This is a genomic window from Haloplanus rubicundus (genome assembly GCF_003342675.1).
Taxonomy (GTDB): Archaea; Halobacteriota; Halobacteria; order Halobacteriales; family Haloferacaceae; genus Haloplanus; species Haloplanus rubicundus.
Genome location: NZ_CP031148.1, coordinates 997,366 through 1,021,012 on the forward strand (window position 1 = coordinate 997,366; position 23,647 = coordinate 1,021,012).

The window sequence follows — 23,647 nt, forward strand, 5'->3', positions numbered from 1 at the left end:
AAGCACGTAGGCCGTGAAAATCTCGTCCCTTGACGCAGTCGCGGAGCGAATACGCGACACATGTACGATCTGGTCCCGCTGCAGGCTTCCGGTTTCGGGGTAATGATCGTTGGCCTGTTCGTACTGGTGCTGGCGATCGTAACGGTCTGGCAGATGGTGCGGATCGTCGATGCCTACGACAAAGAGGCGCTCACCGTCTTCGGCGAGTATCGCGGCTTGATCGAACCGGGCATCAACTTCGTCCCGCCGTTCGTTTCGCGCACGTACCCGTTCGACATGCGGACACAGACGATGGACGTGCCCCGACAGGAGGCGATCACGCGGGACAACTCCCCCGTGACGGCGGATGCCGTCGTCTACCTCCGCGTGATGGATGCGAAGAAGGCGTTTCTGGAGGTCGAAGACTACAAGACGGCGGTCTCGAACCTCGCCCAGACCACGCTCCGGGCGGTCATCGGCGACATGGAACTCGACGAGACGCTGAACAAGCGCCAGGAGATCAACGCTCGCATTCGCAAGGAACTCGACGAACCGACCGACGAATGGGGGATCCGCGTCGAGTCTGTCGAGGTCCGAGAGGTCAATCCCAGTCCGGAGGTGCAGAACGCGATGGAACAGCAAACCGGCGCGGAGCGCAGACGTCGGGCGACGATCCTCGAAGCGCAGGGCGAACGCCGGAGTGCAGTCGAGAAAGCCGAGGGGGACAAGCAGTCGAACATCATTCGAGCGCAAGGGGAAAAACAGAGCCAGATCCTCGAGGCACAGGGTGACGCCATCTCGACGGTCCTGCGCGCGAAGTCCGCGGAGTCGATGGGCGAGCGTGCGATCATCGACAAAGGGATGGACACGCTCGAAGCGATCGGACAGGGGGAGTCGACGACGTTCGTCCTCCCGCAGGAACTCACCTCGCTGGTGGGGCGCTACGGCAAGCACCTCACGGGAAGCGACGTAGCGGCCGACGGACAGCAGCTAGACAGCCTCCAGTTCGATGCCGAGACGCGCGAACTCGTCGGACTCGACGACATCAAGGAGATCCTCGGCGAAATCGACCGCGCATCCGAGATGGACGTCGAAGAGCTAGAGCAACAGGCCAAGGCGGTCAAGGACGGGGCTTCGAACGCCGCGAGTGCCGGCCACGTGGAGGAGGAGACGAACGACTGACGATGACTTCCGAACGCAATCCACCAGCGGGCTGGGTGTTGGAGACCGAGCGGACGACACACGACGAACTCATGGGCCGGGACTACACGACGGTCCTCTATCGACAGGAAGACACCAGAAGCGCAGTGTACATCAACGAGGTCATCGACGGGGACAACGTCTGGGAATACATCGTCCATCGCTCGGGGCGGGACGGTGACCTCGGGACCGCCGCCGACTTGGAGACGGCGAAGGGGATAGCGTTCGCGTTCATGAGCGACTCCGTCGCCAGCGTGTGACGAGGTCCGTGCGTTTCACGGTGTCTCACTGGGGCCGGATAGTGACTGATCGGTCGTCGGTATCGTGCGTCGCGGTGTCCGCGTTGTTCCGTGGACTCCCTCGTGTCCGACGGGTTGCCACCGCGGTCGGCGGTTGTCACCCGCCGTTCCTCTCCAGACGACGAGAGGCGACCCCACTGCCCGGTCGAATTCGGTGCCGGGGTACGGCGCCGACTGGACGCCCGCCACGACCGATAGATCCGTCCCGTCGACGTCCCCGACGTGCCGTGTCGCGACGAACAGCGTCGAGAGCTGGACCACTACCGCGTCGAGCGCGCCGTGCGCGTCTCGTTGCCGTCCCGAACTAAATCATCACAGCGCGGACACACCCGTACGGTGTCGAGATGTGCCGGGGCAAACACACGAACGTACCGTTCGGTCACGAAGGAATCACAGTTATCGCACTCGGGCATACCGGCTCCAGAATGCTCACGCTCATAATTTGCGGTAGTTACTCTCTTCAGCAATGTTCTTATTTCGGTGACACTCGACCGCTTCGATTCGACTGCCGGGCCGACAGCCGTGTTCGCTTCCCGGTCGTCGGTGTTTGCTACGATGGGAGCGGCACCTCTACTCGGCACCGTCGGATACCGAGACCGCCGTAGCCACACGGCAACACTACGGGAGGTGTCCGAGTGAGTGCGAGACTCCCAAAATGGTAACCGAACGCAGTGGGCTCGATTCTACAGGACGAGCGCGGTGTCCTTTGCCCGTGTTTCGGGGGTGGGGGAAGACACGTATCATACACGGACGCCCCAGAAGAACGCGATTCCGAGGACGGTAACGATCGAAAGGACGAACTGCAACGGGGCACCGACCCGAATGAAGTCCGAGAACGTGTACCCCCCGGGCCCGTAGACGAAGAGATTCGTCTGGTAGCCGACGGGCGTCATGAACGCCGTGGAGGCGGCGAACGTGACCGCCAGAACGAACGCGAACGCGTTCGCCCCGATCGATTGGGCGGCGTTGGCAGCCACTGGAATCATCAACACGACGCTCGCGTTGTTACTGATGACGCTCGTCAACAGTCCAGTCGCGAGGTAGAAGACCCACAGGACGCCGATCGGTGGCAGGAACACCGACGTCGCGGCGACGGCATCGCCGAGTAGCGCCGCAGCGCCTGTCTGTTGTAAGGCGATACCGAGCGGGATGACGCCGGCGAGGAGGAATATCACGTTCCACTCGACGGAGGAGTAGAGTTCCGTTGGCTTGAGGACGCCGGTGAAGATCATCGCCACGACGCCGGCGAGTGCTGAGACGACGATCGGGAAGATGTTCAACGCCGGCAGTGCGACCACGCCGGCGATGATGCCGACTGCGAACGGTATCTTCTCGCTCCGGTAGCTCATCTCGTCGAACTCGTGGGCGACGATGAAATCCTCGTTCTCGACGAGTCGTGTGAGGCTGTCGGGCGGTGCTTGGACTAAGAGCGTGTCGCCGACGCGAATGCGGATGTCCTCGAACTGATCCCGGACGACGTCTCCACGGGTTCGAAAGGCGAGCACGTTCGCGTCGTAGCGCTGTCGAAACGACGAACTCGCCAGCGTTTCGCCAACGAGAAACGATCCGGACGGGATGACGACTTCGACGAGCACCGGTTCTTCCTCCTCCGGGTGCAGGTCGTCCTCGGTTCGCGGACCTCCCGATAGTGTGAGTCCTTCCGCATCCATGATGTACTCGAGCGTCTCTCGGTTCGTCCTGAGTCGGAGCGTATCGTTTTCGTGTATCTCCTTTCGAGCGAGCGGTTCGTCGAACTGCTCGCCGTAGCGAATCAGCTGTAACACGTCGATATCGAGATCGTCGTCGCCGAGCGCCTCCCGGACGGTCTGGCCGATCAGTGGTGAGTTCGCCGGGACGACGACGTCCGCGAGGTATTCCTGAAGCGCGTACTCCTCGACGAGGTCCTCGTCAGCCGGGATTCGTTCGGGAAGGAGTCGAACGCCGACCGTCATGAGATAGAGGGCACCGACGGCGAAGACGACGACACCGAGTTTGGTGAACTCGAACATCCCGAACGCATGTAATCCGAGCTCGGGCGACTCCGCACCGAGTTGGGCGGCGATATCGCTCGCGAGAATGTTCGTCGACGTTCCGATGAGTGTGAGCGTCCCCCCGAGCATCGACGCGAACGACAGCGGCATCAGGAGCTTCGAGGGCGAGGTCTTCCCTTCGTGTGCGAGATCGGCGATGACGGGAACCAGAATCGCGACGACCGGCGTGTTGTTGATGAACCCCGAGACTGGGCCAGTGACTCCAATCGTCGCGGCGAGTTGCTTACGTCGGTCGGTCCCGGCGAAGGCACTCATCTTCCGGCCGATCAACTGGACGAGGCCGGTTCGGTTGATACCCGTACTCAGAATGAGCATCGCCAGGACCGTTATGGTCGCCGGGTTCGCGAACCCCGAGATTCCCTCCCGCGGGGAAATCTGTGTCCATGGTTCGAGCAGCATCAACAGCACCATGATCAAGATGGCGGTGACGTCGATTGGAAACCGTTCGGTCGCGAAGAGTACGAGAGCGAGGAGGATGAGGACAAAGACGACGAGCATCTCGGCCGTCACCGGCGTCGAGGCCAGACTCTGGTCTGCCAGAGAAACTAAAGAGAAGGACATACTAAGAAGAAATGCCACCGACGGAAAAGAACTGGTATCTTCTCTAATTGGGTGACTGAGGATCTCTCCGCCGGCGAAGAGGGCCGAATATTCGAACCTCCCGGTGGAACGCGAAACACTCACCAGAAAGGCCTCTATTCGACGTCACGGTTTTTTCAGTTCTCCGACGAGTGGCTTCCAAAGAGCCAACTCATAACAGCTGTACAGCGGGGTGAGTAGATCAGTGAGTGGACTTATCGGTGCAGACGGTGTAATATCGCTGTATGCCTGAAGAAGTCCTGTTCAAATCCGAGAGCGACCAGACCCGAGAAGAAATCGCGTCGTATCTTCGTAGCGTTGCTGACAAACTCGATCGAGGAGAGGCGATCACGCTGAAATCCGGTTCCGAATCCGTGACGATGGAGCCGCCAGCCCGTCCGACGTTTGAGGTCAAAGCCGAACGCGAGGGGCCGACGGACGGTCCCGGTGAATTCAGTATCGAGTTCGAACTCGAATGGGACGAGAACGGTAGTGGAGAGGACGGTGAGAGCGGCCAGTTGGAGATCGAGTGATCGATTCGCGTGTGTTCTTCCACATGGAGGACGTTGACGGTGAGGATCTGCCGGAAGGGACCGAAATCGACTTCGACAGTCACCGGCTGTCCGCGAAGCGGTAGCCTCGTGAATCACTCGATACCGGAGGCTTACTGAGCGGCCAGGTCGTCTCGTCCACGAAGGATTGCGTTCCTGAGCCGAGGTATATAATGGGTGAGATCGGTCGTCGTGAGGATGCCGACGAGTTCGCCATCGTCGGTGACTGGGAGCCGCTGGATCGAGTGTTCTTTCATCAGAGTGGCAGCGGTGTGGATGTCTTCCGTGCTGGCGATCGTGACGAGTGGCGTACTCAGAAACGCAGTCACACGAACGGAGTTGATATCAACCCCCGCTGCAACCTGCTGCATGATATCGGTTTTAGTTACGATTCCGATGTACTCGCTCGTCTCCGGTTCGACTACGACTGCCGATCCGATATCGTGATTCGCGAATAATGTCGCAACATCACAGGCCGTCGTCTCTGGCGGAATCGTTCGAACTGACGGTGTCATCACATCACCGACGAACTGGTCAATCATGCAACTAGTATCTCCTGGAGACGGTTAACCCTGTGGAGTAAGCACGCTGTAGGGAGCATACGCTACAGTCACCTTTCACTCAGAATTTGAAACCGAGGAGTCCGATTCGGAAACATCCTGCGGGTCCGAATAATCAGATAACTGATGGATTGTGGCAGATCACGACTCAGCCCGAGTCAGAGGTCGTTCCAGTTCGATTCGACGATTCGGCTGTAGCCCTCGAACTTCGATCCTGGATCGAGAACCCACTGCCCCCGCGAGAGTGGCAGCCGGTCCGAGTCGCCGTTCACAGCGTCGACTCCGCGTTCGAACGGACCGGTGTCAACATCCCGCGCAGCGGGAACTCACCAAGCGGGGAGAAGGTGATGCTGTCCGGATCGCCGATACTGATTCAACTGGCTCCACCAATAGAACACAGTCAGAGTACGTCCAGAGCGGGGTCGACTGCGGAACGTGCTACTCGGTGAAGTCGGCGGACGAGAGAGGCTGTGTTCGCTCCGTCGACAACTCACACCTATACGTAGGTTCTCAGAGGCAGCCGGGTCGGCTTCAACGAAGCGTCCACGACATCAGTCCTCGAATTCGTCCTCGAATTGTTCGTAGGTGATGGTCAGTCGCCCCGGCGTGGGCCGTTTCGCTGCGTCTCGAAGCGTCCGGAACTCTTCCAAGAGTTCATCGGCGTCATCCGTCCCTTCTCGAACGCTCCGTGATTCTTCTCGAATCGTATCGTATACCCGCTCCAGCATGCGTCGCGCGGCGTACGAATCGGTCTTCGAGTCTATCTCGAAGGACGCCTCATAGTGGGTCATACCCGTGATTGGCGCTCCACTGGAATAACTTCCCTTCCTGTCGTAGGATTGCGCTGCTAATCGTGTGGGACAGTACTGTTCACCAACAATCCACCACAGTGAGGACCGTTGTTGGTGGTGGAATCTTCGATGCCGTCTCCATTTTGATTACTCGGGCGACGTGGGCTTCGAGAGCCTACAACAACCGTCCATTGTAGACAGGTACGCTCATCGAGTGTAACTCACATAATGAAAACTTTCACAAGTGTGAAAATATACACAATTCATGAAGATCGGTAAAGAGTAACGTGGTATGACGGATCACAGTCTCGACGCGTGTCTCCGCCTCGTCGCCGACCGGCACCGACGGCGGGTCATCCACCACTTGCGCCACGAGGCTACTGGAGCCACGGCGTTCGAGGACCTCGTCGATCAATTGCAGGGTCACAGTCCGGACTCCAAGGACGGCCCACTGCAGACCCGGGAAGAACTCGCCATCCAACTACACCACGTCCACCTGCCGACGTTGGCGGACCACGGGGTCGTCGAATTCGAACACAGGAGCGGAGCAGTCCGGTACCGCCCCGACGAACGGGTCGAGAGGGTCCTCGACTCGCTCCCCGAGGAAGTGCCGCTGTCGAACCCCTGATTGCCCTGTGCTCACGCCGCGCCAACGAACGTCCGCCGTTCCGATCGGTGGGTCGACGAGACCGACCCCGACGTTGCGCCGGTTCAGTCGGATGGAGGGCGACCACTCCGTCCGAGACTGTAGCGATTGGCGACGCGGGCCGTACGGTGAGTTCGGCTACGGGGAGTGGCCGAACGGGTACGCAACAGTACGGTAGTTGGGACACGGAACTGGACTGCGTACCGGTAGTGGGTTAATTTCAGTCCAACAAATCTTTTCCAATCAAACAGGTGATTTTCCCCCACCTCGGTCGTCCGTGATCCCGTGAGAAGACTGCCACGCTCTTGTGTGTGTTCATGACGCTCGGGGAAGCGGACACCTCACTGAGTACGGCTATCGGCGGGAAATCGAAAGCGGCTACAAGTCGATCGAACGCTTCGTGGCTGCCACCACGTCGAAGCATTTCGGGTTGTGAGTCTTCTATTTCGCGTTCGCGTGTCTACTGTACCCGATTTGGCGAGCGGTGGATCCGCTGGTACAGATCGAACTAACCGGTGAATACGAGCATTCGCCGATTGTGACGGCCAACAATACGCTGATACTGCTGAAGAAGGAAACAGGAATCGGGTAGTACGGCGTCCAGAGCGGGTGAGAATGGTGTTCGAGTGGCAACACTCACGGAAGTCGCTGAAATTCGGCAATGGTGTTGGGAGCGTAACGAGAATGCGCATCTCGAGAGCGATTCGAAGTCGTCCCCGGTCCTGATTCGTCCAAATGCACGCAGTACAGCCCCGATAACCCCGCTATAGTCTCCACTTCACGATATCCCGTTTCGTATCGCGACGAACGGTTTATGTCGGTCGGGACGTGCGGGCGCACGGACAACACGGATTTATCCACCTCGGTCACGGAGGATGGGTCATGAGCGACCTCTCGCTAGATGCCACGCAGCTGGACCGCTACTCCCGGCACATCATCATGGACGAGGTGGGACCGGAGGGGCAGAAGCGCCTGCTCGATTCGAGCGCGCTCGTCGTCGGCGCCGGCGGCCTGGGCGCCCCCGTCATCCAGTATCTCGCCGCCGCGGGCGTGGGTACCGTCGGCGTCGTCGACGACGACGTGGTCGAGCGCTCGAACCTGCAACGGCAGGTCATCCACGGCGACGACGACGTGGGCCGGCCGAAAGTCGACAGCGCACGGGACTTCGTAGCCGCACTCAACCCCGACGTGGACGTCGACACCTACGAGACGCGGCTGGACCGGGAGAACGCCGGCATCCTCACCGACTACGACATCGTCGTCGACGCCTCCGACAACTTCCCGACGCGCTATCTCGTCAACGACACCTGTCGACTCGAGGGGATTCCCGTCTCCCACGGCGCCATCTACAAGTTCGAGGGGCAGGTGACGACGCTCCACCCCGACGGTCCCTGCTATCGGTGTCTGTTCCGCGAGGCGCCCGAACCCGGCACCGTCCCCGACTGTGCGACGACGGGCGTCCTCGGCGTCCTCCCCGGCACTGTCGGCTGTATTCAGGCCACCGAGGCCGTGAAGGTCCTCCTCGACGCCGGCGACCCTCTGATCGGTCGGCTCCTGTTCTACGACGCGATGGACATGAGCTTCGAGACGGTGCCGTACGCCGAGGACCCCGACTGCCCCGTCTGTGGCGACGACCCCATCGACTCCATCGACGACATCGAGTACGTCGACGGCTGTGCCATCGGCGCGGACTAACCGTCTTCGACCGAACGAAATCCTTTAGCGGGCGCGCGGTGCACTTCCAAGTGCGGGACCGTGGGTTAGCCTGGTATACTTCGGGCCTTGGGTGCCCGTGACCCCGGTTCGAATCCGGGCGGTCCCATACCGTTATACCGGTGAAACACCAGACGGCGAGCACCCGCTTAAGTCAGGAGGTGGTCGGTCGTGAGTAAGAGCGACCGACCCACCGACCGCTACCCGCTCGCCGTCTGCTACTACTGCGGCCTGTCGATCCCACGTGACGGCCGCGAAGACTGTCCTGCCCGGAAGGAGGGAGCGTGTCGCCCATGAGGCGCCACTGTCCGACCTGCGGCGCCCGTCTCGTGACGACCACCTCAAGGGGTGGCATCCCCCGTCGAACCTGTCCCGACTGTCAAGGAGGTGGGAACCGGTGACGCCGCTCGACTTCGCCGCCGAGCGCGACGAAGGGACCGCCTCGTGGCGTCGCGCCGATCCACGGGCCGCGCTGATCGAACGAACGGCGTGGAACCGCTGGGTCGTCACGCTTCCCGACAGCGAGCACGCCCACGATGTCCGCCTCGAACGCGATCACGGTGCCTACGTCGGCGAGTGCTACACGCTCGACGGTGATGAGCGCGAGCCCTGTCCGGGGAACGCCTACCACGACGGCCCGTGCGCCCACCTCTGTACCGTTCGGAAGGCGGCGTTCGGTGACGTCACCGACACCCACGACCGACACGTCGACGTCTTCGACATCGAGGACGTGGCCGACGCGAGGGCCGACCACGCCGTCGAGAAGCTACGCGCCGACGGTGGTCGACACCGGAGGTGGCCCTGATGGACTACCTCGCCATCCTCGAGCGCGCCGACCGCGCGATCCACTCGGTCGCGCAGACCCACCTCACCGAGTTCGAGGGAACGGTCGACCTGTACCCCGCCGTCGGCGAGGGTGACGGGTCGCGCGCACACGCCCCCGAACGCGAGTCCGCTCCGCACGCCTCCCCACCCCCCTTGCATACGGACTCCTCATCGCCACGCCGTCCAGGTATTCACGGCGTATGCACGCAGGGGGCGAGTGAATAAGATGCCCCGGATGGACCACAACCCGACGAGTCGCGTTTCCTTCGGGATCGACGACGACGTCCTCGACGAGTTCGACGGCATTTGCGACGACGAGGGCGTGAGTCGAAGCGAGCGGCTGCGTGCGCTCGTCAAGCAGGACGTGGCCCGTCACTCCGATGACGATCAAGACGGGATGACGCTCCCGGAGACCGACCGTCTCACCGACGCGTATCTGACGCTCCTCGATGCCGCCGAGCCGCTGCACGATGCGGGCCTCCGGGTCTCCCGTGAGGCAGCGATGAATCGGCTCTACTCGAACGACACTCCGAAGAGTGCGGTGATGGACGAACTCATCCGGCCGCTGAAGAAACAGGGCTTCGTGAAGATCGATCCAGCCATGTCGACCGTCTGGATCACCGTCCGGCCGCCCGAGTAGCGATCACCGTCACCGCGACGGCGCTCCTTTTTCGAGATCGTCGACGAGATCGTCCGCGACCGTGTCCGAGCGGATTACCTCGCCGCCGTCGGCATCGTCGAGGACGACCGCGCCCGGTTCGTACCGGCGCTGAAGGATCGGATCGGGCCACCGGTAGTGGACGGGCACCCGCTCCCACTCGCGGGGTAGTTCACCCATCGTCGCCCTCCCTGCGGTAGATAACTTCGGGCTTCAGCGACTCGACGGCACGCTCGTCGACGTCGAGTTCGTGCGCGAGACGGTCGTCGTCGACGTCGTCGCGACCACGGGCGAGGGCGACCACGCCGGCCGCGACCAGCTGCACTCGCGGGCGGAGCCGGAAGACGAGCATCGCGAGCACCAGGACGAACGTCGCCGCGTCGATGGGCGAGCCGATTGCTCCGATGTCCATGAAGGCGGGGATCATTTCGTTGCGATCACCCCGTTGCGTTGGCCCCCAGGGAGGCGTATGGTCGGAGGACGATCAGACCGAGCAGCACGGCGCCAGCAGCGAGGGCGGGGTTGTCGACGGCGGCGCCAATCGGATTCGACGCAGCGTCGCTCACGTCGTCGGCAACGTCTTCTAGACCGGAATCGGGGAACAACCCTGCGTCTCGGTCGTCACCAGCCGGTGGCGTGGTTAACCCGCCTGATCCGACGGTGAGCGGATAGCGGTCCGAGCGGTCGAAGCCGTTGTTACCGCGGACCTGGACCTCGGCGATGACCGCGTACTCGCCTGCCGTACTGATCGACGGCTCGAAGTGGACCGTTGCGTTCGGGCCACCCGCGGTCGTCGGGCGCTCTGCGGGGATACACTCGCCTTTGGTCCGCTCCCACACGACAGCACCGCTCGGATCTTCAATTATAAGCGTCACGTCGGTCATGTGGCCGGAGTTCCAGATACCGTCAGACGAGCAGACCGCCGGCCCCCATCCTGCCGGGGCCATCGTCTCCTTGTTGTCGATCTTAACGTCGACCGACTGGATGGTGCCGGGCGCCCAGCTATCCGCGAACTCGACGCTCGTTATTGGAATGTCTGCCATGTCACCACCCCCATCCGGACCAGTCGCCGCCCGCGTCGAGCGGCGGGTCGTCGTCCGTCTCCGGTGCCGAGTCGCCCACATCACCGAGCCATCCGTCGTCAGGCTCGCCACCGTCGGGGTCCGTGACGCCCACAGAGTCCTCGGGTACGTCGGTCCAACCGCCGCTATCCGGGTTGGGCGCCGAGTCGCCCACGTCGCCCACCCAGTCGTCCGACGTGTCGCCGCCGTCGGGGTCAGAGGTGTCTACCGAGTCCTCGGGGATCGACGGCTGTCCGAAGTCCGCGGGGAGCGACAGGTCTACGTCCGACGAGTCGCCCGAGACGTAGGCCACCGCCGCGCCCGCAAGCGAGACGAGCGCCAATACTTCGGTCGCGTCGATGTTGTCGAGTAGTGTCATGGTTGCATCACCATGTAGCCGGCCGCCAGCGCCGCCAGCACGCCGAGGGCCACGCCAGCGTCTCCGAGGTCGCCGCTCGCTCCGCGTTGCGACGGGTCCTCTCCCGGCGCCCCCGACTCGCCGCCGGGACCGCGGCTCACCGGGTCGCCCGTCACGGGGTCTCGAACCACCGTGTCGGCCGGGTTGATCTGGTACGTCTCCCCGCCGATGGTGATTTCCCCGCCCAACTCCTCGGCCGTGTAGCCCTCCCGACGGAGTGACGGCGACAGGACTAAGCCGCCCTCGTCGCCTGTCACGAGTCCGGGGATGTTGGCCGCGTCAGGTTGGTCCGGTCCGTCCGGGTCGTACTCCTCTTGTTCCGTCTCGGACGTGCCACCCTGCCAGTCGACACGCTTTATCGTCCCGTTCCAGCCGTATCCCATATCGGCCGTTGTGCCGGCCTCTGACGGGGAGATGGTGAGGCGGTCGGTTACCTCGCCACCGATGACGAGGCGGTACTCGCCCGGCTCAGTCGGGAGATTGGCGCGTATCCAGACGTTCTCATCCGGGGAGTCGCGGTGTCCGAGTCGGGCGGACTGTGGACCCTCGACACGTATCTCGCCGGTCCGGCCGCCGATCCCCGAGACGGACAAGTATCGCGCCCGTCCAGAGGTCGATTTTGATATGAGCGTCTTAGGCATCTATTGCCCCCCATGCAACGGCGATAAGCCCGAGCGCCCCGAGGATCATCGTTCGGTCCGGGCCGTCGCTCGACGTATCGCCGTCCGTGTCGGTCCCCCCGTCCGGCGTGCCGGGCGTGCCGGCGGTCGGATCGGATGGGGACGGCGAGGGTGACGGGTCCGGTTGTGGGTCGCCGGTTAGTCCGCCCGACGTGCCGCCGTCGGGGACCGGATCATCAGACTGTCCGCCGTCGTCGTCCGTCATGTGGTCGGGCCAGTCGACCTCCCCAACGTCGACCGTGTTGTCATCGGTGTCGCTCGATCCGCTCGACGAGCCGGACGGGGCGGCGTCGGGGAACGAGTCGGGTATCTCCGCAATTTGGCGGTTGTTAACCCACGAGAGGCTATGTTTGTCCACGAGTCGGCCCATGAGTGCGCTGCGGGCGTCGGTGATGCTCGTGCCGGCCGTTTGCATCTGGTTACGGACCTTGCCGTCTCGGTGCAGGTAACGCCCCGACCCGTCGGTAACTCGGAATTGGCCGCCCTTGCTTTGGACCTGCCAGCCGCGCACCTCCATGACTGTCGTCCACGACTCGTAATCCGGGACGGTCGGCGTCGGTTCGGGGTCGTGCCACGAGCCGCCGGACGAGTCGGACGAGTCCGGCGTGGTGGGCGGATTACTCGGGGGCGTCCCCCGCGTCATCGACACCACCCGGCCGACGTTGCTTTTGATGGCGTGGAACGACTGCCCGCCAACCTCGACGTGATAGTACGCCGATCCGTCGCCCGGCTTGTCGATGCCTCTGATGACCTCTTGAGCGCGGGCGCCGGTCGCCTCGCTCCCGAAGCCGTCCGAGATTTTGCGGCCGTTGAGTCGAATCGGGCCGCTCCTCGGTTGCCATCCCTCATCGTCTCGCACGACGATAGACAGGATGATCGAGTCGCCGGTATCCGTGATGTTGACTTTCTCGACTCGGCTCATGATCCATCACCCTGATTAGGTGGACCACGCCGGCCTGCAAAGTCCGGCGGGCCGCGTCCCTCTCTGTGAGCCTCCTCGATCTCCCTGTGCTGTTCGGGCGAGTTGACCGACCGGAGCGCCGAAAGATAGTCGGCGGGGGGCAAGTCTCCGGCGGCGCTCGCGCCGTCCTGTTCGATCAGTCGGATGAGCGCGTTGAAACGCTCCATTAGTATTTGGTCTCGTCTCATAGATTACACTCCGTGGTTGTGACTTGGTAGGGTGACGACGTGCGGCTCGTAGGTCAGGTCCACATCTCGGTCCGAGTTGTAGCTCGTGCTTATCTCGGACTCGACCTTTTCGACGGGTTGACTCGAAAACGGTATTTCGAGTGTATTGCCGCCGGCTACGTTGCTGTGATTGATCGTCGTCGTTGATCCGCCGGTATCCGTTATTCGGCTCCGCGTCACGTCGACGTACTGACTCCCGTCGTTTGAGATGCGCAATCCGTCGACAAAATTGCCATTCGACAGGGTGCCGACAGTCACCCACTTCGTGTTGTCTACAATTGAGCCGGTGTGAGTTTGTGGGTTCGTGTATCCCCCCGAAATTGACTCACTTTGTGTTGAGGTCGGGCGGCTGTGGTGGGCGCTGTTGTCGCTGGCGTGGTTCGAGAGTGCCGTCGCCGCCCCCGTTTGGTCGTCCGTGACGTTGTGGGGGTTGGTCGTGTCGCTCTCGTGGTCCGAGAGATTAGAGGAGACGGTATCAACGTCTGACTGCCCCGCCACCGTGTCCCCCGACGCTACCCCGTGGATGCCGCCGGTCGATCCAGCATGATCCGAGAGGTCCGTCGAGACGCTATCAAGCTCGGACTGCGTGGCCGTGTCGAACGACAGCAACGACTCCGCGAGCGAGTTGTCGGGGATCGACAGGTTGCCGTCCGCGTCGACCGTCAGCATCGACGCAAGCGACAGGCCGAGGCCCTGCCCGGCGTCGACCGTCAGCGGGTCCGCGGTCGTGACCGGGTTGTGGTGGTCCGAGTCGGTGATGCCGGACAGTTGCGAGTGGGCGGTGACCGTCATCTCGATCCACGAGGCGCCGTCGTAGACGTAGCTCGTGTTCGAATCCGGTTCGTACCACATTTCACCCTCTTCGAGACCGTCAGGCGGATCAGGTGTGGTATTCTGGACGTAGTTGAACCAGAGGTCGGGGAGGATTCGAGGGAAGCGTCCCACTCAGACCACCTCCCGAACCTGTGCCGTCACCGGCGTGTCGTTCGTTCCGACCAACCGGATGCGGTCGGCGTCGTACTCGAACCAGTACACGTCGGTGTTTGACCCGCCGAAGGAGATCGGTGATTCCTCTCGGGGTTCGTACCATGTCTCTCCACCGTCGGGTGAGAGGTAGACGCGGAGGTCGATAGCGCCCTCGACATCGAGGAACAGTGAGTAGGAGGCAACGTCACCGATTGACGTCTCGACGCCACCACTTGTGTCCTCATTGTCTGCGAGCTGTGAATCCGACGCGAAGCGGCCTTTCAGTTCCTCGATTTTCGTCAGCGTTTCGAGGCTCATTAGGTCACCTCCCACCCGACGGGCTGGATGATGACAGTGCGGGTGACGCTGTCGTCGAGGTTGGTCACTTCGACGGTGAGCGAGCGGGTGAAGGACTTGGCCGGGATGAACGTCACCGAGAGATCGTCGATATCTGTCGGCGGTGCCCGACCCGGTCCGTAGATCGGTTCTCCGTCCGCGCTGGCCTCGTAGCTCATGTTCGGGTACTTCGAGGCGGCGAGAATGGGGAGGTACATCCGCGTCTCAGACTGCTCGGGCGTGAACTCGGCGGTGAGCTTCTCTCCCGGCGCGAGTTCTGCCGAGACAGTCTCGTTGAAGGGTGCGTCGTCGGGATCAGGACAGGGAACCAGCATCACTCGTCCCCCGTCCGGTCGTCGATTTGCTCTTCGAGCCGGCGCTTCTCGCGTTCGATGTCGACCTCTTCGATCCGTGCATCGGACTTCATCGGCGCACCTCCGTGTACGCCCAGTAGGCGAGGATAGCCGTGTTGAGCGCTGTCCAGATGAGCAGGGCATCCTCGGTCGAGAGTGTTCCCGGCGCCGCGAGCGACTGGATCGTGTCGGTTACCGTCCCGCCGGTCACCGAGACGTCGTTGTCGATGTTGGCCGCCTGGTTCCCTCCCGATGTCGTCGACGACGAGCAGCAGCCGGCGCACCCGCACCCCTGCCCGCCGGCGCTACCGCCGGTCATCGTGTGGACCTGTCCGGTGTGCTGTGGCTGTCCGGTCGTAGCGTCCCAGATAGCGTTCTGCATGATAAGCTCCCGGAGGGCCGGGCTACCGGCTCCCCATGTCGGATTTGATGAGCGATTTCAGGCCCGCCACCGTGGACGCGCCACGCTCGACCGGCACATGCAGGAGCATGTTATCCGGGGTCGCGCCGTCGCCAGCAGGGTCCTCGAATCGAACTTCGTAGGGTGCCTTCACGTAGACGTTCAGGCGCATGTCCGAAGCGAGGAACGGCTGGAGGGCCGACTGGTTCAACTCGAAGTACTCGGGCTGCTCGGCCTGCTTGGTCTGGTTGAGCAGATTGAGCGGCCGCGAGTACAGTTCCTCGTTCGCCGAGGCGCTCGACGAGGGCGTGGCCTTGTAGACTTCGAGCGTGGCCGTCTCGCCCGGCATGTAGAACACGTGGACGTTGTTGTTCGAGCCGGGGTCGGTCACGTCGATGGTGCCGTTCGCGTAGTCCACGGCGTCGGCGCTGCCGTAGTAGGACCCGCCGATGTAGACGACCACGTCCTGCGTGTTCGGGCACTGGATGAGGTCGTGGTTCAGGTTGAACGTCTCCGTGTTCGCGTCCGTGCCGTCGCTGCTGAACTGCTCGTAGGCGGGCACGGCCACGCGGAAGGGGTTGCTCCGGCCGGTAAGGATGCGGTGGACTGTGTCGACGGGAAGCTCGACGATCCGCGAGCGCGAGCCGGTCGTGTTGACCGCGGTCTCGGCCTGGTCGCGGAAGTTCGACGGGCCGATCCCGCCGGAGGTCCGCGAGACGTCGCGCAGGTCGTCGATGACGTCCTGTGCCGTCCGCGCCATCCTACCGCCCCCGGTTGAACGGCCCTTCGAGAGCAGTACTGTCGACGTAGAACTCCGACTGCGACCAGTCGACTTCGGCCGGTGCCTGTGCGGAGACGAAGAGGTCCTGAATGTCGGCCCACTCGATGTTGGCGACGGGATCGCCGCCCATGTTCTCGGGCGTGGTGAGGACCACCTTGGTCGCGTCGACGTTGTCGACGTTGCGCTGCTCCTGGAGCGAGTAGCTGTTGTAGACGCTGATCTGCTCAACGCGCTTGGAGACCTTCATGCGCTCGTCGGTCCCCGCAGGCGAGATCTCGAACTGGAGTTTCGTCGAGACGGCGAGCAGGTCCCCGTTGGAGTCCCGGAGCTTCGCGTAGATCGGGACGCCCTGCTCGCTCCCTTTCGCCACCATGTTGAGCAGGCGGAGGAAGGTGCCCCGGTCGGGCACGATCCGCGCGATGGGCGTCATCACTCCGGGCGTGTTCGTCTCGGTCTCGACGATCTCGCTGGTGTCGCCGTTCGAGATGTAGATCTCGGCCATCAGTTACCACCTTCTCCGACGGAGGTCACGCGCTGTTTCAGATCGGCTCGCTCGGCGAGTTTGTCGGCGACGTAGAGGCCGCCGCCCATCCGGGCCATGTTGGTCCCTTCGGGGAGGTAGCCGGCGCCGAGTACGACGCCGACGCCGTAGGTCTCGTCGGGGAGGTCCCACGGCAGGTTCGGTTCGATCACGTTCCGTGCAACTGTGGGAGCCATGAAGCCCCCGAACAGGATGCCGACGTCCATCCACATGTCGGAGTCGGCGAGCGTCTCGAAATTGTCTGCAAGTTCTCCCATGCTACGGCCCAAATTCCGAGATGGGCGATTATAGTCCCCAAAGCGCCAGATACAGCCGATTTCGGTTATATTGAGTTATATTGAGTCGATTTCAGTCGGTGGTGTAGAGTTCGAAGAGGCGACCGATCACCTCCGGCTTCGACGGTTCGTATCCAAGATCGTCCTCGAAGTCTTCACGGATCTCCCGGAACCGTTCTGCTCGACCGCCTGAAAGAGTGATTGTCTCTTTTCTTCGGGCCATTCTTAGAACGGGTGTTCGAGTTTCTGGTCGGAGCCGCCGTAGTGTTCGGCCATCATGTTGATACTCGCCGAGTCGAGGCGTTCCATCTCGCCCTCGTCGGTCGAGTAGATCCACTCGCTCGACCGAACCACGCCGTTTACCTCGGTCTTTTGCAGGGGGACGGGACCGTCCTCGGCGTGGTGGAGTTCGGCAGGGAGGTTCGGCACCCGGTCGGCCTCGGGGTTGTGAACTTCGACCGGATACTCGACGTCGAGCTTGCCACGGTCACGGTTACTCCCGAACCCACCGAGAAGATTCGCGTTGTTTTGGGAGATGACCGCCTCGTCGATCTCTTGCAGGCGTTGGGTGATCCAGATAGACGAGACCTTTCCGCGGCCCGTCGTCGCGAGCAGTTTGATCGCTTCGGGGAGCTTCACGTCCTGAGGGGCGACAAGGTGGGCCTCGTCGACGCCGACCAGGACGCGACCGTCGACGCGCCGGGCGGCCTTCGCGATGATCGTCGCGACCTCGCGCCAGGTATCCGGTCCCAGGACCTCGCCGTCGACGACGACTGTTCCGTTTTGCTCGATGATCGTCCGCCACCCCTCGACAGAGATCCCCATCTCCGCTTGTCCGACTCCGACGTAACTCGCGAGTCCGGACTTCACCAGCCCTCGAAACTCGTTTTTGAAGTCGAGGATGATCGCGTGGTCGAACTCCTTGATGTTGTCTTCGAGGTAGGACTGCCCGACGTACGACTTCCCCCACCCGCTCTTTGCCGCGATCAGCATCCGCATGGGTCAGTTCGCCTCCTCGACCACTTCCTCGACAGAACCGACTTCGGTTGCATTCCCGTCAGCGTCGATGTTATAGACGATTCCCTCGTGTACGATCGTGCCTTGGTTGGTTGCACATATCGTCGTAGAGGTGTCTAACACTCCGATCCCTCCAGTTCGGCGGCGACCCGGTGGATCGACGACGTCGTCGACGAGAGGTGCCCGGCCAGGACGTCCTCGACGGCCTCACCCTGGGACCAGTCGACCACCTCGCGGGTGAACTCCCGCAGGGGGATGCCGAACGTCTCGCGGACGTGCAGGTCGGCGATCTGAGCGTCGGTCATGCCCTCGACGTGATCGGGCGCGGCGTCCCGGTAGTTCTCCCCCCAGGTGGCGATCTGGTCGGCCCACGCCTCCCGGTCCATCCCGAGGTAGTCCGCGGCGCGGTCGGGATCGTCCAGGTGGCCGGCTGCCACCTCGTCGAGCCACCAGTCTTCGAGGCGGTCGTCGGCGAGGGCGTCGGCGAGGTCGAGCAGCTGCTCTTCGCGAGCGCCGGCGTCCAGGTGACCGACCGCCGCCTCGTCGACGTCGGCAGCCTCGGCGAGGCGAGTCACCGCGGCCATCTGCCGGGCCTCGATGGACGCAATGACGTTGGCGAGGGCCTGGGCGACCGGCGTCTCCGAGGGCGTTACCTGTCGCATGGCCCGGCGCATCATCTGCTCTTTCGCCCCCTCAAGCATCGTCGCCCACCTCCGAGAGGGCCTGGGCCGGCAGGTCGGTCTTCGAGAGTACGACCGTCCCGGCGAGGATGAGCGTCCCCATCAGAAGCTCCTGCTCGGGGGGCATGTCGGCCCGGCCGCGCTTCTCCATCACTTCCTCGAACGCCTCGTCGAGGTGGAGGTCGCGGGCCATCTGCTCGTCGAGGGGTTCGGAACCGTCCTTCCCGTGTTCGTCGATTACCGCGTTCAGTCCCGAGGTGACCGACGCGACGTACATGTCGCCCCACCCTCGACCGCGAGGGCTTCCTCGAGTGTGGTCCTCGCTGCTCGCCTTCTGGTCGGCGCTGTCCTCCTGGTCGTCGACGTCCTCCTCGTCGTCCTCGGAACCGGCGCCGGCGGACTCCTCGATCTCGTCTGCGACGGCGCTCAGGTCCGCGAACTCTTCGTCTTCGATGGGGGGCTTCTCCTCTTCGTCGTCCCCCTCGTCCGGTGCGTCCTGCTCGTCGATCTCGTCGGTCTCGGCAGCCATTTAGATATCCTCCAGTTCGGTCGCGTCGAAGTTCGGGAGTTCCTCGACGTCCTCGTCCTCCTGGTCGTCGACGTCTTCGTCGGTCCCCTCAGTCCCCTGGTCGCCCTCGCTGTCGGACACCAAGCGATAGAGGATGAGGGCCACCGCCAGGACGGCGACCAGCATGATGATCGTCGAGGTGTCGAGAGCAGGGAGCAGACCAGGCGATTCACCCCCTTTCGAGGGGGTATTTTCCCTGGTAGATTGGGTCTCTTGGCTGGTCTCTTCGCCGCTACCCGATTCGTCTGGTTGAGCGCCCTGTACCCGTCGCTGACGCTGGAGTTCATCGTCGGTTGGCATGTCGGTATCTGCCTGGTCTTCCTGGTCGTTTTGCTGGTCGTCCTCGTCGCTACCAGCGTCAGGGGGGGCGCTACCCCCCTCGCTACCCCCTTCATCGCCCCCTTTTGCCTGGTCGTCTGGCTGGTCGTCGTCGCCGGTCTCGTCGGGCGATTCACCTCCCTCGGAGGGGGTGGTCTCTTCCTGGTCGTTCTGGTCTACCAGTTCGCTACCAGCGTCGAGGCCTCCCTTCACCGCCTCCCACGAGGGGTGGTCGGCGGAGGCGTTGACGTGCCCTCGTAGCTGGTCGATCTGGTCGGCCTGGTAGTCGCACCCCTCTACGGGACAGGTGTGTTTGGTCATGAGAATCGCTCCATCAGTTCGACGTGACCCTCGGCGTCGTGGGCGACGTCACCGACGCCTTCGAGGCGGTCGGACAGCTCTTCGAGGCGCTCGAACTCCATCGGCTCCTGGCCGTGGTCGCGGCGGATCGCGTTGATCGCCGCGGCGGCGCCCTCGGCCTCGCGCTTGCTCTCGACGACGTCCTCGATCTCTCGGTCGAGGCGGGTGATCGCCCCCTTGTATCCGCCCCACGCCCGTCCGAGCGCCCCGGCGGCCTTGCCGGTGATCTCCTCGGCGCCGTCGCCGGCGTCCTGGTCGTCCTCGTCGAGGATCGACGCCACTTCGTCCTCGTCGTACCCGCAGGCGTTCTTGAGGAACTCGCACGCCTCGGGATCGCCGTGTTCGCAGTGGTCGGCCGCGTGGTCGCACTCGCTCGACTGCTGGGCGCGGGCGGCGTCACGGGCGCGAGCGGCTTGCCGGCCCTCGTTGGCGTCGAGGCGTTGGCCGCCGCCCTCTTCCCGCGCCTGTTCCATCACGCCGCGGTGTTCGTCAACCGTGAGAGTGGGGTCGTAGTGGGCGGTCCAGTCGTCGACGCCGTGATCGGCGGCGATGCCCTTCACGGCGCGAGCGTGGGGGACGTTCGCCCGCCCCTTCGAGAAGTCGATCCGGTCGCGTTCGCCGTCGGTGAGTTCTGCCTGTCCGGCGCTGGCGGCTCGCTCGGCGCGGCCCTCCTCGGCGTCGAGGCGGGCCTGGTCAAGCAACCAGTCGGGCGTGTCGCTGACGAACGCGACGGTCTTGAGTCGCCGGTCGTCGTCGACGGGACAGATGTACTCCTCGTAGTCGTCGCGGTACTGGTCGGCCGCGGCCTTCGATCCGAACTCGACGGTGACGCTCATCGGAAGGTCTCGAAGGCATCACCGTCCTCGAACGCCGCGACGAGGACGGCGCCGATCACGAAGGCGATCATGATCCCCGTCTGGAGGTCGAAATTGTAGGAGACGAGCGAGGCCGCCGATGCCGTCCGGCCTTCGGACTTCGCACGGTGATGATCGAGGTACTGGTCGTAGTCCTCGAACACCTCCGACGCGGCCGAATGCTCGAACTCCGGCGGCGTCATCGGGTCCATCAGAATCGCGCCTCCAGGGCGTCGAGAGCGCGCTGGTCGGGATTGCCGTCGCCCAGGTACTCGTGCTCGCCGTCGACCACCTGGAACGTCTCGACGATCTCCTCGTCGCCCGTGTCGAGCAGGACCGAGCGCTCGGTGATCTGGTCGACACCGTCCTTCCGGTGGACGGTCGTCACCTCGACGTCCTCGACGTCGGCGCTGTCCTCCTGGTCGCCGTCGACGGCGTCACCAGGAGCGTCCGGCTCGTCGGCGCTCATGCCGATCCCTCCGTCGTCGCCTCGACGGACTCGCGGATCGCCTCGGCGCGGGCGCTCTCGGCGTGGTAGTTCTCGACTTCGCGAAGGTCGACGATGTGGGCGGGACTGGTTGCGTCCCGAGCGCCGCGAAGGTACGCGGCGTACAACGTCGAGGCGGTGACTCCGGTGATCGCTACACCTGCGATTGCTGAAATCGGGTCCAGCATACGGCCGGGTCGACGGGGGTCGCAGGGATAACACGGCCGTCGCTCCCCGTTTGACCGGGGAGTCGTCCGGGGAGTCATCCGGGGAGTGGTCTGGATGTTTAATTACCCGTACCTCCCTACCAGGGGATGAGATGAGTCAGGGTAGTGCCCGACGGCGGGCGTTGAGAGAACTGTCGGACCCGGACGCGCCGATCACCCCGCTCGGAAGCTGTACTGTTCAATTCCGAAATGGGTCGCTGTATTCACTTCTCCCACAGCCGCCCGCGAGTTCCGACGGGATCGAGGCTGGTACCGAGATGGTCCTCGGCTACGACGCGGAAACGCACACGTATCTCGCGTCGCCGAAGCGAGCCGTCGCCGAGACCGAAGATCACTGGGCGAACGATACCCTCCGATGACGTACTGTCCCGTCTGTCGAATCCAATTCTTGGCCGCTGACAGCGAGAACGAGTGTCCCGTCTGTGGCCGTCCACCGCGTCGCGGAGGTGCGACGACGGCATGACCGCCGGCGCGTTCCTTCGATGGCTTCCGCGGCGGTTGTGGTGTACCGTCGTCGGTCATCGATTTGAGTCGGCCGAAGTGCCGTCCCGGTACGGGCTCGTTGATGGATACGAGTGCGGGCGGTGCGGTGAGTCGACACCTGGGCCGCTGTTCGTTTGGCAGCGGCTCGAAGAGTGACGGAGGGTCAGATATCTTCGTCCGGTATCTCTCGAATTTCGGTGTAACCTCCCTCGCCAAGGGGGCTGCTCCCCAATGGCGTTGTACCGAGGCCCCCACCTATGTATTCATAAGTAAATTTTCCAAGTGTGATTGCTTGTTCAGCCGCCCACTGAAGTAGTGCGATTAAACTAAATGTGAATACGAATCCTGCCATTTCGAATTCCGCGATGAGATGTTGGAAAAACTCGAATGTGTGTTCTAACTCTTCAGGCAATTCGGATACGCTAAACATTCCTGCCCCTGATTTAAAATATTTAAATAGTGGTGACAATCTGTCGTACCAATCCTCAAGCAGTAAAATTCGTACAATTTCGCCGTCTTCCTTACGAAATCGGATAGGCAGGCGTTCCTCAACCATGCTATGCCGTAATCGGTTGGTACTTTTAAATTGCTTGTCGGATTTGAACTATAGCTGGATTCATCTGAGAATCATAGAGAGTCGGCTATCTCCTCTATAGCAACAGCTAATACTTGTTACTGCGTGAACAGCGTTGACTGGTAGTGCGGTACCCGTTCGCGTGAACGGGCGATTAGTAGCCCCCTCTATTCCAGAGGGATTTCACGGTGGTCACTGCCGAATAGGTGACAAGGGTCTTGCCTCGTACCTGTTTTCGAGAACCAGATATTATCGGTCGCGAAGACAGTTGTCACAGAAGCTTCCGGGAACATCTCTTGGTAGATTCTCTCTCTCCTCTTTCACGTCCACGTAATTCCTTCGAAGTGACTCACACCCTTTTTGATGCCAAGTATCGTTCTGACTACGGACGTATTTCATCAGAGAAATATCGGCATCTGAGGGTGTTAAAACCAAGCTTCAGTTTCATCAACGGCTGTTAACAAACTTAAGTTACGTGGAAGTTATCTTTCGGTAGGCTGTGTCCGAGAGGACAACTGGAGTTGGCCACCTGTTTCCGAGAAGAGTAGAGAGTCGGAAGCGAAACGCCGCTTTTACCCCGTCGAACGCACCGAAAAGACTAGATTGGTGGGGCTTTTCTTCCGGTATGTGAGGTAACCGGAGATGCACATGGAGGACTACGACGACCGGGACGGACGAAAAGTGTGGCTCACCCGCGACGAGGTGGCCGACGTGGTCGCCGACGCCGATGGCACCGTGCAGCGAATTGCTGTCGGACTCATGGCTCGGTCGGGGCTTCGATCCGCCGAGGTGGTCGACGTGACGCCCGCGGACGTGGACGAGACGCCGTCGGGGTGGGTCGTCCGTGTCCAGCGTGGGAAAGGCGATAAGTACCGAGAGACGCCACTCACGGACTCGCTGGCGGCGACGATCAACGCCTACGCCGACGTCCGTGACGGCGGTCCCGATGACCCCCTCGTGTCGCGCACGACGCGCACCGTCCGCGACTGGGTCACTACTATCGGTGAGCACCGCCTCGACGAGACCGGCGACGACGGATGGTCCCACCTGTCGGCGCACGATCTCCGTCGGACCTGGGGGACGCTGCTCGTCGACGACGAAGTCGAGCCCGGACTCGTCATGGAGTGGGGTGGATGGGAGGACTGGGAGACGTTTCGAGAGGCGTACCTCGGCACCTACTCGACGAAAGCGAAAAATCGTGCACGAGAAAAGGTCGACTGGTTATAAA

Annotated in this window: 40 protein-coding genes, 1 tRNA gene and 1 pseudogene; 15 read left to right on the forward strand and 27 right to left on the reverse strand. The window is 62.7% G+C overall.

What is annotated here, in order from left to right; genetic code table 11:
* The first annotated feature begins 60 nt into the window (after positions 1-60).
* Together DU484_RS06030 and DU484_RS06035 are read left to right on the forward strand one after the other, a co-directional pair.
* Complete coding sequence (locus DU484_RS06030; protein WP_114605386.1) at positions 61-1,161, forward strand: SPFH domain-containing protein; 1,101 nt, start codon at positions 61-63, stop codon at positions 1,159-1,161.
* Between the two features lie 2 nt (positions 1,162-1,163).
* Positions 1,164-1,439 (forward strand): hypothetical protein, encoded by a 276-nt coding sequence (locus tag DU484_RS06035; RefSeq protein WP_114605387.1) that lies wholly within the window; start codon positions 1,164-1,166, stop codon positions 1,437-1,439.
* A 299-nt stretch (positions 1,440-1,738) separates the two neighbouring features.
* Here DU484_RS06035 and DU484_RS20805 read toward each other — a convergent pair whose 3' ends face one another.
* Together DU484_RS20805 and DU484_RS06045 are read right to left on the reverse strand one after the other, a co-directional pair.
* A complete protein-coding gene (locus DU484_RS20805) occupies positions 1,739-1,891 on the reverse strand; it encodes a DUF7563 family protein (RefSeq protein WP_449405122.1) in 153 nt (50 codons plus the stop codon).
* A 327-nt stretch (positions 1,892-2,218) separates the two neighbouring features.
* Positions 2,219-4,027 (reverse strand): SLC13 family permease, encoded by a 1,809-nt coding sequence (locus DU484_RS06045; protein WP_114606722.1) that lies wholly within the window; start codon positions 4,025-4,027, stop codon positions 2,219-2,221.
* 326 nt (positions 4,028-4,353) lie between these two features.
* Here DU484_RS06045 and DU484_RS06050 point away from each other — a divergent pair, with 326 nt between their 5' ends.
* A complete protein-coding gene (locus DU484_RS06050; protein WP_114605389.1) occupies positions 4,354-4,641 on the forward strand; it encodes an amphi-Trp domain-containing protein in 288 nt (95 codons plus the stop codon).
* A 131-nt stretch (positions 4,642-4,772) separates the two neighbouring features.
* On the opposite strand, the gene DU484_RS06055 is transcribed toward DU484_RS06050, so the two are convergent.
* Positions 4,773-5,201, reverse strand: coding sequence for a CBS domain-containing protein (locus DU484_RS06055; RefSeq protein ID WP_222844881.1), 429 nt, complete (start codon positions 5,199-5,201; stop codon positions 4,773-4,775).
* A 149-nt stretch (positions 5,202-5,350) separates the two neighbouring features.
* On the opposite strand from DU484_RS06055, the gene DU484_RS20685 reads away from it, so the two are divergent.
* A complete protein-coding gene (locus DU484_RS20685; protein WP_394338755.1) occupies positions 5,351-5,668 on the forward strand; it encodes a hypothetical protein in 318 nt (105 codons plus the stop codon).
* 102 nt (positions 5,669-5,770) lie between these two features.
* Here the strand turns inward: DU484_RS20685 and DU484_RS06060 are convergent, their stop codons facing one another.
* Positions 5,771-6,010 (reverse strand): hypothetical protein, encoded by a 240-nt coding sequence (locus tag DU484_RS06060; protein ID WP_114585265.1) that lies wholly within the window; start codon positions 6,008-6,010, stop codon positions 5,771-5,773.
* 292 nt (positions 6,011-6,302) lie between these two features.
* Between DU484_RS06060 and DU484_RS06065 the strand changes: the two genes are divergently transcribed.
* From DU484_RS06065 to DU484_RS06095, 9 genes and pseudogenes are all read left to right on the forward strand, one after another.
* The gene (locus tag DU484_RS06065; RefSeq protein WP_114585266.1) at positions 6,303-6,638 is read left to right on the forward strand and encodes a DUF7344 domain-containing protein; all 336 of its coding nucleotides are present in this window, start codon (positions 6,303-6,305) and stop codon (positions 6,636-6,638) included.
* 343 nt (positions 6,639-6,981) lie between these two features.
* Positions 6,982-7,248, forward strand: a pseudogene (locus DU484_RS20310) (transposase); the annotation flags it as partial.
* A gap of 290 nt (positions 7,249-7,538) precedes the next feature.
* Complete coding sequence (gene ubaA / locus DU484_RS06075; protein WP_114605390.1) at positions 7,539-8,351, forward strand: SAMP-activating enzyme E1; 813 nt, start codon at positions 7,539-7,541, stop codon at positions 8,349-8,351.
* A 54-nt stretch (positions 8,352-8,405) separates the two neighbouring features.
* A tRNA-Pro gene (locus DU484_RS06080) sits at positions 8,406-8,478 on the forward strand.
* Between the two features lie 62 nt (positions 8,479-8,540).
* Entirely contained in the window at positions 8,541-8,666 is a 126-nt protein-coding gene (locus tag DU484_RS20315) for a hypothetical protein (RefSeq protein WP_262342879.1), read from the forward strand.
* The gene (locus DU484_RS20690; protein WP_114606724.1) at positions 8,663-8,770 is read left to right on the forward strand and encodes a zf-TFIIB domain-containing protein; all 108 of its coding nucleotides are present in this window, start codon (positions 8,663-8,665) and stop codon (positions 8,768-8,770) included. The genes DU484_RS20315 and DU484_RS20690 overlap by 4 nt, the downstream gene beginning before the upstream one ends.
* Positions 8,767-9,174 carry a hypothetical protein gene (locus tag DU484_RS19935; RefSeq protein ID WP_187347818.1) on the forward strand — a complete coding sequence of 136 codons (408 nt, stop codon included), beginning with the start codon at positions 8,767-8,769 and terminating at the stop codon, positions 9,172-9,174. Before DU484_RS20690 ends, DU484_RS19935 begins: the two co-directional genes overlap by 4 nt.
* Complete coding sequence (locus tag DU484_RS19940; protein WP_187347770.1) at positions 9,174-9,419, forward strand: hypothetical protein; 246 nt, start codon at positions 9,174-9,176, stop codon at positions 9,417-9,419. Before DU484_RS19935 ends, DU484_RS19940 begins: the two co-directional genes overlap by 1 nt.
* A 1-nt stretch (position 9,420) precedes the next feature.
* The gene (locus tag DU484_RS06095) at positions 9,421-9,834 is read left to right on the forward strand and encodes a CopG family ribbon-helix-helix protein (RefSeq protein ID WP_114605391.1); all 414 of its coding nucleotides are present in this window, start codon (positions 9,421-9,423) and stop codon (positions 9,832-9,834) included.
* Positions 9,835-9,843: 9 nt separating this feature from the next.
* Here the strand turns inward: DU484_RS06095 and DU484_RS06100 are convergent, their stop codons facing one another.
* The 22 genes from DU484_RS06100 to DU484_RS06200 all read right to left on the reverse strand — a co-directional run bounded on the left by DU484_RS06100 (position 9,844) and on the right by DU484_RS06200 (position 21,323).
* Complete coding sequence (locus DU484_RS06100) at positions 9,844-10,032, reverse strand: hypothetical protein (RefSeq protein WP_114605392.1); 189 nt, start codon at positions 10,030-10,032, stop codon at positions 9,844-9,846.
* Complete coding sequence (locus DU484_RS06105; RefSeq protein WP_114605393.1) at positions 10,025-10,279, reverse strand: hypothetical protein; 255 nt, start codon at positions 10,277-10,279, stop codon at positions 10,025-10,027. The genes DU484_RS06100 and DU484_RS06105 overlap by 8 nt, the downstream gene beginning before the upstream one ends.
* 10 nt (positions 10,280-10,289) lie before the next feature.
* Entirely contained in the window at positions 10,290-10,895 is a 606-nt protein-coding gene (locus DU484_RS06110; RefSeq protein ID WP_114605394.1) for a hypothetical protein, read from the reverse strand.
* A 1-nt stretch (position 10,896) separates the two neighbouring features.
* The gene (locus tag DU484_RS06115) at positions 10,897-11,292 is read right to left on the reverse strand and encodes a hypothetical protein (RefSeq protein ID WP_114605395.1); all 396 of its coding nucleotides are present in this window, start codon (positions 11,290-11,292) and stop codon (positions 10,897-10,899) included.
* The gene (locus tag DU484_RS06120) at positions 11,289-11,924 is read right to left on the reverse strand and encodes a hypothetical protein (RefSeq protein WP_114605396.1); all 636 of its coding nucleotides are present in this window, start codon (positions 11,922-11,924) and stop codon (positions 11,289-11,291) included. The genes DU484_RS06115 and DU484_RS06120 overlap by 4 nt, the downstream gene beginning before the upstream one ends.
* A gap of 40 nt (positions 11,925-11,964) precedes the next feature.
* A complete protein-coding gene (locus DU484_RS06125) occupies positions 11,965-12,933 on the reverse strand; it encodes a hypothetical protein (protein WP_114605397.1) in 969 nt (322 codons plus the stop codon).
* Positions 12,930-13,160 carry a hypothetical protein gene (locus DU484_RS19430; protein WP_187347771.1) on the reverse strand — a complete coding sequence of 77 codons (231 nt, stop codon included), beginning with the start codon at positions 13,158-13,160 and terminating at the stop codon, positions 12,930-12,932. Before DU484_RS19430 ends, DU484_RS06125 begins: the two co-directional genes overlap by 4 nt.
* Positions 13,161-13,163: 3 nt before the next feature.
* Positions 13,164-14,144 (reverse strand): hypothetical protein, encoded by a 981-nt coding sequence (locus DU484_RS06130; RefSeq protein ID WP_157969509.1) that lies wholly within the window; start codon positions 14,142-14,144, stop codon positions 13,164-13,166.
* Positions 14,145-14,483, reverse strand: a complete 339-nt coding sequence (locus DU484_RS06135) for a hypothetical protein (protein ID WP_114605399.1) — start codon at positions 14,481-14,483, stop codon at positions 14,145-14,147.
* Complete coding sequence (locus tag DU484_RS06140) at positions 14,483-14,836, reverse strand: hypothetical protein (protein ID WP_114605400.1); 354 nt, start codon at positions 14,834-14,836, stop codon at positions 14,483-14,485. The genes DU484_RS06135 and DU484_RS06140 overlap by 1 nt, the downstream gene beginning before the upstream one ends.
* 88 nt (positions 14,837-14,924) lie before the next feature.
* Positions 14,925-15,236 carry a hypothetical protein gene (locus DU484_RS06145; protein ID WP_114605401.1) on the reverse strand — a complete coding sequence of 104 codons (312 nt, stop codon included), beginning with the start codon at positions 15,234-15,236 and terminating at the stop codon, positions 14,925-14,927.
* A 22-nt stretch (positions 15,237-15,258) separates the two neighbouring features.
* On the reverse strand, positions 15,259-16,014 hold the full coding sequence (locus DU484_RS06150) for a hypothetical protein (protein WP_114605402.1): 756 nt from the start codon (positions 16,012-16,014) through the stop codon (positions 15,259-15,261).
* Between the two features lies 1 nt (position 16,015).
* Positions 16,016-16,537: a hypothetical protein gene (locus DU484_RS06155; protein WP_222844882.1), complete on the reverse strand. Its 522-nt coding sequence runs from the start codon at positions 16,535-16,537 to the stop codon at positions 16,016-16,018.
* Complete coding sequence (locus tag DU484_RS06160; protein ID WP_114605404.1) at positions 16,537-16,833, reverse strand: hypothetical protein; 297 nt, start codon at positions 16,831-16,833, stop codon at positions 16,537-16,539. Before DU484_RS06160 ends, DU484_RS06155 begins: the two co-directional genes overlap by 1 nt.
* A 243-nt stretch (positions 16,834-17,076) precedes the next feature.
* Positions 17,077-17,850, reverse strand: a complete 774-nt coding sequence (locus DU484_RS06165) for an ATP-binding protein (protein ID WP_114605405.1) — start codon at positions 17,848-17,850, stop codon at positions 17,077-17,079.
* A 134-nt stretch (positions 17,851-17,984) separates the two neighbouring features.
* Entirely contained in the window at positions 17,985-18,569 is a 585-nt protein-coding gene (locus tag DU484_RS06170) for a hypothetical protein (protein WP_157969510.1), read from the reverse strand.
* Positions 18,562-19,077, reverse strand: a complete 516-nt coding sequence (locus tag DU484_RS06175; protein ID WP_114605407.1) for a hypothetical protein — start codon at positions 19,075-19,077, stop codon at positions 18,562-18,564. The genes DU484_RS06170 and DU484_RS06175 overlap by 8 nt, the downstream gene beginning before the upstream one ends.
* Positions 19,078-19,755 (reverse strand): ICP22 family protein, encoded by a 678-nt coding sequence (locus DU484_RS19435; RefSeq protein WP_157969511.1) that lies wholly within the window; start codon positions 19,753-19,755, stop codon positions 19,078-19,080.
* Complete coding sequence (locus DU484_RS06185; RefSeq protein WP_114605409.1) at positions 19,752-20,630, reverse strand: hypothetical protein; 879 nt, start codon at positions 20,628-20,630, stop codon at positions 19,752-19,754. The genes DU484_RS19435 and DU484_RS06185 overlap by 4 nt, the downstream gene beginning before the upstream one ends.
* A complete protein-coding gene (locus DU484_RS06190; RefSeq protein WP_114605410.1) occupies positions 20,627-20,860 on the reverse strand; it encodes a hypothetical protein in 234 nt (77 codons plus the stop codon). The genes DU484_RS06185 and DU484_RS06190 overlap by 4 nt, the downstream gene beginning before the upstream one ends.
* Entirely contained in the window at positions 20,860-21,117 is a 258-nt protein-coding gene (locus tag DU484_RS06195) for a hypothetical protein (RefSeq protein WP_114605411.1), read from the reverse strand. The genes DU484_RS06190 and DU484_RS06195 overlap by 1 nt, the downstream gene beginning before the upstream one ends.
* Complete coding sequence (locus tag DU484_RS06200; protein ID WP_114605412.1) at positions 21,114-21,323, reverse strand: hypothetical protein; 210 nt, start codon at positions 21,321-21,323, stop codon at positions 21,114-21,116. Before DU484_RS06200 ends, DU484_RS06195 begins: the two co-directional genes overlap by 4 nt.
* 131 nt (positions 21,324-21,454) lie before the next feature.
* Between DU484_RS06200 and DU484_RS19440 the strand changes: the two genes are divergently transcribed.
* Entirely contained in the window at positions 21,455-21,721 is a 267-nt protein-coding gene (locus DU484_RS19440; protein WP_157969512.1) for a hypothetical protein, read from the forward strand.
* Positions 21,722-22,008: 287 nt separating this feature from the next.
* Here the strand turns inward: DU484_RS19440 and DU484_RS06205 are convergent, their stop codons facing one another.
* Positions 22,009-22,401 (reverse strand): hypothetical protein, encoded by a 393-nt coding sequence (locus DU484_RS06205; protein WP_157969513.1) that lies wholly within the window; start codon positions 22,399-22,401, stop codon positions 22,009-22,011.
* Positions 22,402-23,061: 660 nt separating this feature from the next.
* On the opposite strand from DU484_RS06205, the gene DU484_RS06210 reads away from it, so the two are divergent.
* The gene (locus DU484_RS06210) at positions 23,062-23,646 is read left to right on the forward strand and encodes a tyrosine-type recombinase/integrase (protein WP_114605414.1); all 585 of its coding nucleotides are present in this window, start codon (positions 23,062-23,064) and stop codon (positions 23,644-23,646) included.
* Position 23,647: the final 1 nt, after the last annotated feature.